The 6,905-nt window shown below is 52.2% G+C and carries 5 protein-coding genes; all 5 read right to left on the bottom strand.

Annotated elements, in window-relative coordinates; all coding sequences use genetic code 11:
- Positions 1 to 183: 183 nt before the first annotated feature.
- The 5 genes from QRN48_RS19425 to QRN48_RS19405 all read right to left on the bottom strand — a co-directional run bounded on the left by QRN48_RS19425 (position 184) and on the right by QRN48_RS19405 (position 6,883).
- Positions 184 to 693 carry a TIR domain-containing protein gene (locus tag QRN48_RS19425; RefSeq protein WP_285352523.1) on the bottom strand — a complete coding sequence of 170 codons (510 nt, stop codon included), beginning with the start codon at positions 691 to 693 and terminating at the stop codon, positions 184 to 186.
- 351 nt (positions 694 to 1,044) lie between these two features.
- The gene (locus QRN48_RS19420) at positions 1,045 to 1,734 is read right to left on the bottom strand and encodes a hypothetical protein (RefSeq protein WP_285352521.1); all 690 of its coding nucleotides are present in this window, start codon (positions 1,732 to 1,734) and stop codon (positions 1,045 to 1,047) included.
- Between the two features lie 398 nt (positions 1,735 to 2,132).
- Positions 2,133 to 3,821: an AAA family ATPase gene (locus QRN48_RS19415; RefSeq protein WP_285352519.1), complete on the bottom strand. Its 1,689-nt coding sequence runs from the start codon at positions 3,819 to 3,821 to the stop codon at positions 2,133 to 2,135.
- 109 nt (positions 3,822 to 3,930) lie between these two features.
- Entirely contained in the window at positions 3,931 to 5,343 is a 1,413-nt protein-coding gene (locus QRN48_RS19410; RefSeq protein WP_285352517.1) for a restriction endonuclease subunit S, read from the bottom strand.
- A complete protein-coding gene (locus tag QRN48_RS19405) occupies positions 5,336 to 6,883 on the bottom strand; it encodes a class I SAM-dependent DNA methyltransferase (RefSeq protein WP_285352515.1) in 1,548 nt (515 codons plus the stop codon). The genes QRN48_RS19410 and QRN48_RS19405 overlap by 8 nt, the downstream gene beginning before the upstream one ends.
- Positions 6,884 to 6,905 lie beyond the last annotated feature (22 nt).

Raw genomic sequence — 6,905 nt, 5'->3', positions numbered from 1 at the left:
CCCCGTTTGCTGCGCGACAGCGCGGCGTCTGGACGACGGGGGATCTCCTACAGATCATCATCAATCACGCCATCCCCAATACAGGTCACCACAGATTCCGGTCATCACCAATACAGACCATCCCGGATACGGCCCAACACATATCAGGTGATCACATACACAGGCCATCCCCGATACAGCCCATCACAACCCCAGCTCATCATAGATCCGTTGCACATACCGATGCGTCCCCTGCATCTCGCCTTTCCCATAACCCCCGACATAGTTGTCCAGTGCATACCGAATGATCTTGGGCTGAAACGGCACCGACACGTTGAAGTGGTTGTGATCGAGGAGTGGCTGGGGAATGTTCTCTGCGACGATGTCTCGGCTCTGGCAGAGATTGGCGATGACGATGGGCAGGTCAAGTTCGAGAATCACCTCGATTTCATAAGCAAGAAACGAATCCCCGTCGCCACCTTTGCGCCGACCGTCCTCGCTCCCCAGCAGGATCACCTGCCTGGTGTTGTTCAATCGCTCTCGCAACTGGCGTTTGATGGTCTCTGGTGAAAGGCTGCCCCGCGCTTCGTACAGGTCGTGGGCGTTGAAGAAATCAAAATCGGCGTGCTCGTTTTGGCGCCAGGCCTTCATTAACCAGTAGTGGGAAAGGTCTTCGCTGGCGAACGCGATGTAGGTCTTGTTGCGATGACTCATGGTGAACTTCCTGTAATGAAATGAAGGCGGTTGTCCGCTTCGTTGGTGAGGCGCTCAGTCCATTGATTGCCGTATTTTGGGTATGCAGCGGCGCCGTCTGGTTCAGCCGGGCTTATCGAAAGGGAAATTAAAAAGCCGGCTTGTGGTTAGCTTTTAATCGATCTATGTTTTTGAAAAACAATGATTTAGGTGTTTTGAAAAACGCTCTGACCCCCCATTTGGTCCCCCACTTTTTTGTGATTCTTGCACCGCATTTGACCGGTTTTTTTGTGGTTCAGCCTACGGTTTTTTCGTGAGGCTGAACCGCGAATAGTGATATCCAACCTGCGGGGCATACTGTATTTTCTTTCCTCAAACTCCATATGTTGCAGCAGCGTCGCCATTTGGATCCAGTCCATCAAGGCAGAATGCTCGTAGCCGTTCTAGGAGTTGATCTGGCAATCGAAGCAGCGAGCTATAAAGCAAGCCGCGCCAATAATTGTAGGGTGTCAGTCGAGCAGAGCTCAGTCTTACTCTTGCCTTGTGTTCGATGGAGTTTTTGAAGACTGCTAGGTCTCTAACATCTAAGTCCTCGGTCAGCTTCTCGCGCAGAGAGAGGAACTCTCCTTCAATACGTTCTTTGATTCTATAAATCTCATTCCAAGTTGTCAGTTTGCTCTGATTTATAGGGTCTATCGGTGTCATCGTCCAAGTGGCTATTGGCAAGATATCAAGGAATTCGACTTGCAATGCAACTTGTTCGTGGGCGCTTTCACTCCAGGGGTCGAAGCATGTGCGTCGTAGCCCTTCCGGATCTCGTAAAAGGTCTTTGGCAAGCTTTGCCTTTGAGTTGCACGTGTGGCAAGTAGGGAGCAGATTGTCAGGGTCGACCCCAAACTGCGGATATTTTTCTTTGGCCAGTAGATGGTCGTAAGGTGCACGCCATTGGTCTTCTGCAGCCACGCGATTTTGTCGTTGTGCGAGCAATTCTGTCGCGCACATGCCACACACGTTTCCGTTACCCGGAGGTGGGTCAGCGTTATAGCGGTTGTAGTGATCCATGACGGTCTCTCCACATGCCCTAGTGACACCGACAAGCTTTGACGTGCTTTCGAATAAATGTGCGGCTAGCTTCTTCAGCTCGACTGCCACAACTTCTGGAGGCTCCGGTATGGCTGATGTTGGATCAATGAAAAGTAGGCGTGCACTCGTTGCTTCGCGAAATGCGAGATATAGCTCATCCTTGATTTGTGCATCTATAGCCGCTATGGCGTCTCTTACTGCCTGCAGCCGTGCTCGGGTCGGTTCGTTAGCTTGCGCAGCATTCCAAAGTCCCTGGGGAAGAATGGAGACGTCGAAAGCCTCCCCTTTGCAACTGGAGAGAAGAGTCTCCCGCATTAACAGGTTAAGTCCATTGAAGACTGCGCTGGGTAGAAGTCCGGCTCTTACAGGAAGTAGCATCAGTTTTCTGAATCCCGCAGTTTGTGCAGTATGTAAGCACGCTCCATCGATTCGCCCAGATGCGTCTCAATCCACTGCCGCTTGTTAGTATTATGCATGCTTTGGTCATGCAAGTGCCGGTTGATTTCATCAACTGCTGTTTGCGATATTGCGGATCGGAGGCCAAAAAATTTCTTTATTAGTACTTCAAACGAAGCACCAAATGTTTCGCTAGGTGGTGATGCCATGACTGATTGGCCATCAATCTTTTCAAAGTGATAGACGGCTTCTCGATGCAGGGAGGAAATCAAGAATGGTGAATGTGATGAGATCAATGCCTGTGAGGTAATTAGGCTGCGTCCGGCTTGCTCAAAGTCGAGATGATAGCGAGTGCGCCAGCTAGGATTCAGATGCGTCTCGGGCTCGTCGAGTATGAACAATGACTCGGCGTCGCCAAAGAGCCTTACAGCACCGATTGTGTGGAGCAATTGAGCTTCACCATCGCTTAAGTCGTCGATTGGTGCAGAACTTTCACCATCAGAAAGCACTAACTCGACCACAGTAAGTGGGAGCTTGCCCTTAAGCGGCTTTTTGACATGGCCGTTTAAAGAGTCATCTCTCAGCACCTTACGGATCTCAAGAGACCATCGCCCTACACCTAACAATTGCAGTTTGTAGAGTTTCCAGAACAGGCGGACAGGGTCGAGATATGTCTCTCTGAGTCGCCCTATGGCAATAGGGTCCAAGAAATTGATCGTGATTTCAGCTTGGAGATAATTGAGTTCGTAAATTTCGTACTGGTCATCTGTGGTTCGGTTTGATAGGCCTCGTATGCTTCCTTCACCAACTGCGCGTATTAGCTGTTTGAGATCTTCGATACTATCTTGCTCAACAGGGACACGGCGCAAATCGTACTGTAAAGTGACTTTGCGCGGGTGTCTTAAGCGGACCTCCGGCCACAGTTGGTCACGCTCTGCGTCACTTAAAAGTCCAAGCGAAGCAACCAGCAAATTTGTGCAATCGTAGTCTAGGAACAAGGAGTTCGGTAACGGGGTGTCGGCTTCTAGTGTGCGTAGTGGATCATCCATGGCACTCGCCGATGGCGCACCGAAAATTCCTGGAAAGCGTCGTCTGTATTTAAGGTTTATCTGCTCGTAATCGTCTGCGTCAACATTAGATTGTGCCAAATCGACGCGACGCCGAGACCGTGTGCGCATCACATTAAAGTACTGCAAAGCATTGCGCATGAAGGAGCGTTGCAAGTTTTCGTTTAGGCCGGAGGCATACCCTATCACACGAGGTAAGGGCAAATCTGCCAGTATGTAGTCAGTCTCAGTTGACCAATGAGGTGTGCCGTTTTCCCCGTTGGTTGCAATGGAGCGTATCTGAATACTTCTAGAGATCAGAATTGATTGGTCTGCTTCGAGTTGCGCCGTATAGCGCTTAAGTGATTCTCCGTTGTTGTCATCGCCTGACCATTCATAACTTAGGTTGAAGCGATATTTCAGAGCCTTCCGAGCGCTGAAGTCGGACCGCTTTCTTCGCTCTAGATAGGCGAAGGCTTCTGCGATGAGTTCCATCAGCTGCGACTTTCCAGATCCGTTCAAGCCAACAAGTGCAATAACTTTTCCGGGGGCGTTAGAGAAATCAAACCGTTGATTAGCTAACCCCTTGTATTCTCCTATCAGCTCAAAGTGCAGCAGCTTCATTCTGGAATCCCTATTCTGCTCCAACACTCCTTGCCTTGGATGTCCAAAGCCCTGAATGGAGGTGAACACAGACTCCTATAATGATGCAGCCGGTCGACACGTTGAAGCATCAGATATTATTCCTTCCGCGATTGGCCTTGGGCGCGGCGGCGCGTTGGGCTTGGATGCGGGCGAGCAGTTCGGTGGCGGGTTCGTCGTCTGAGACTTGGGGTACCAGCTTGCCACGGAAGGCTTTGCCCAAGATGCTTTGGGTCAGGTGGTCGATACGGCTTTTGGCCGACGCGACTTTGGCTTCCAGTTGGTCCGCGAAAGCGAAGACTTGTTCAACGCGGCGGACAATTTCGGTTTGTTCAGCCTCTGGAGGCACGGGAATTGGTAGATCCCTACAAATCTCAAGTGTCAGATTGAATTGACCAGCTGTAGCTTTCGCGCGCGAGATAGCATGAGTGAGGACACTTTCAGTCCGAAGGCAGAGAGCTAGGTATCCGGAGGAAATTCCGTCGCCTGCCCTAAACCGTGCGATAGCTTGGTTTATATTCCACTCGGGGTAAGTGTCAGGAACGATAGAAACCTTGCCCAGGGGCGGCCCAACAATATTCATCAGAACGTCGCCGGGTTTAACAATTGATCTTTTTAGATAAATCGAGTGCGTGTCTGCATCGACAAATGTTGGGTCAACGGAGAAGTCTAATGCGCCTGTAAATGTCAGATTGTAGACTTTGATATATGGCACTTCATTTGGATTTGCACTCATTTTTTCTTTTGGTGGGGTTGTTCCTTTAGTGATGAATCCACAGACTTCGCTTGCGTTCTTCAAAGCCCAGCTGATTGGAAGAGAGCTGCCGCCTGGAGGAGTATTTTTGCCAGTTTGAAGATTGGAGAGTTGTGTATGTGACGTGCAAGTTGAATTATCCGCACGCCACTCTTCAGTCAACCGCCCGGAAACCGCTGCCGCGAGGACGGATTGGCGAAAGCGTTTGAGCAGGGCGGGAATGGAGTCGATTCGGGACTTGACACTTTCGACCTGGGCCAGTAGTTCATCCAGTTTGAGGGCGATGCGGGTTTGTTCAGCGAGTGGCGGCAAAATGAACCGCGCAGCTTTTGCCTGTTGGCTTCCAAGTCGAGGCATGCGCATGCCATGGGAAACCGCTTCAACATACCCTAGAAATTCCGGGGATTTCAGTGCATAGAAGAGATAGTCTCGATCCAAGAGACCAGGTGAAATAGCGATTATCTCGCCTGAGCAATAACCATCCTGATCAGCACGAATAACTTTGTTCAAATAGGGGCGCAGTTTTCCATAAAGGACTTGCCCTTTAAGAAAGCGGTTTTTGGAGCTCTTTGGACTGCGCGCCTCGACAGTTTGGCGATCAAGGAGTTTTGAGGTATGGCGTTCAATATCCTCCAACTCAATTAGCAGTGCGGATGGCTCCATGTCCTGCGGTTCGACTGTTACGTTGTCCGCATAGTTGATGACGTCACCGAGAGTGACTGCGAGCCAGGTTGCGGGCAACTCACTCATCGCCAAACTCCTTGGCCACCATCAAGCCCATCACCTCCGCCAGGATTTGCTTTTGCTGGTCGGCCTCATCGGTTGCACCTAACGCTTGTATCAGTTGATCCAACTCGCGCAGGGCTTCGGTGAGTTCCGTCATAGCCTCGCCCGCCAGCACTTCCGGTGCAGGCAGGTCATTAGCATCCAAGCTGTCGGCATCCTTGAGCCAACTGATATCCAGCGAATCACCACGCTCCTTGATCTGTTCGCGGGTAAACACGCGGAAGCGGCTGAGCTCACCGATACCTTCGACATTCTCCGCACGTGGGCTGTTGCCATTGGCATTCTCCCCATAGGCGTTTTCGAAGGGTATGAGGTGGCCTGCGTCAAATGGTGTGCGTTTACCGAAACTAGGCATGTTGCTGCGTAGGTCGTACACCCACACGCGCTGAGTACAGCTTTGTTCCTGTCGAGGGTTGTCGGTAATGCCTTTTTGGAAAAACAGTACGTTCGTCTTTACGCCCTGAGCGTAGAAAATGCCGGTGGGCAAGCGCAGGATGGTGTGTAGATTGCATTTGTCCATCAGATCGCGGCGCACGTCAGTGCCGACGCCACCTTCAAACAGCACGTTGTCTGGCAGCACCACTGCGGCCCGGCCACCGGGCTTGAGGCCACGGTAGATATGCTGGAGAAAGGCCAACTGTTTGTTGCTGGTCTTGTAGGTGAGGTCGTCGCGGGTCGGGCCCCCGCCGCCTTTGGCAGTGCCAAAGGGTGGGTTGGAAAGAATTACATCGACTTTCGGCAGATTGGCACCGGTTTGGCCAAGGGCGTTGCCCAGGTGGACCACGCCTTCTTCGTCACCCTCCATGCCGTGCAGCAGGGTGTTCATCAGCGCTAGGCGGCGGGTGCCAGACACTAGTTCTACGCCGACAAAGGCGCGGTTGCGCTGGAAGCTTCGAGCTTTCTCATCCAGGTCGTAATGGTCGTCGGTCTGGCGTTTGATATAGGCATCTGCGGCAATCAAGAAGCCTGCGGTGCCGGCGGCCGGGTCCTGAATGACTTCACCCGGCTGGGGCTTGATGCAGTTAATGATGCTGTCGATCAGCGGGCGCGGGGTGAAGTACTGACCGGCCCCAGATTTGGTTTCGCTGGCGTTCTTTTCCAGCAGGCCTTCATAAAGATCGCCGAGGCCATCCCGACGGGCGCTGAACCAGTCAATGCCGTCGAGGCTTTTGATCAGTTGTTCCAGGTGGCGCGGCTCTTTAAGGCGGGTCTGGGCATCGGCGTAGATGGCGGCGATCAACGGGTCGCTGTTCTTGCCCAGGTCCAGCAGCATCTGCCGGTAGTGGTCGAGCAGGTTGAGCCCGGACTTACCAGACAGATCAGGCCAGCGCGCGCCGTCAGGCAGCTTGTGGGTGAAGCTGTCGTTGTTCTGCACCTGCTCGTATTCCATCTTTACGAACAGCAGCAGTACCAGCTCGGTAACGTAGTCGCTGTAGTTGATGCCATCGTCGCGCAGTACGTCGCAAAGGTTCCAGAGTTTCTGAACGATGTCGGAGTTGGTCATGGGGCTCTCAAATTGGCTCAGG

Origin of the sequence: Pseudomonas sp. ME-P-057, assembly GCF_030208975.1 — a bacterium.
Taxonomy (GTDB): domain Bacteria; phylum Pseudomonadota; class Gammaproteobacteria; order Pseudomonadales; family Pseudomonadaceae; genus Aquipseudomonas; species Aquipseudomonas lutea.
This window is presented reverse-complemented; position numbering and strand designations above follow the sequence as displayed.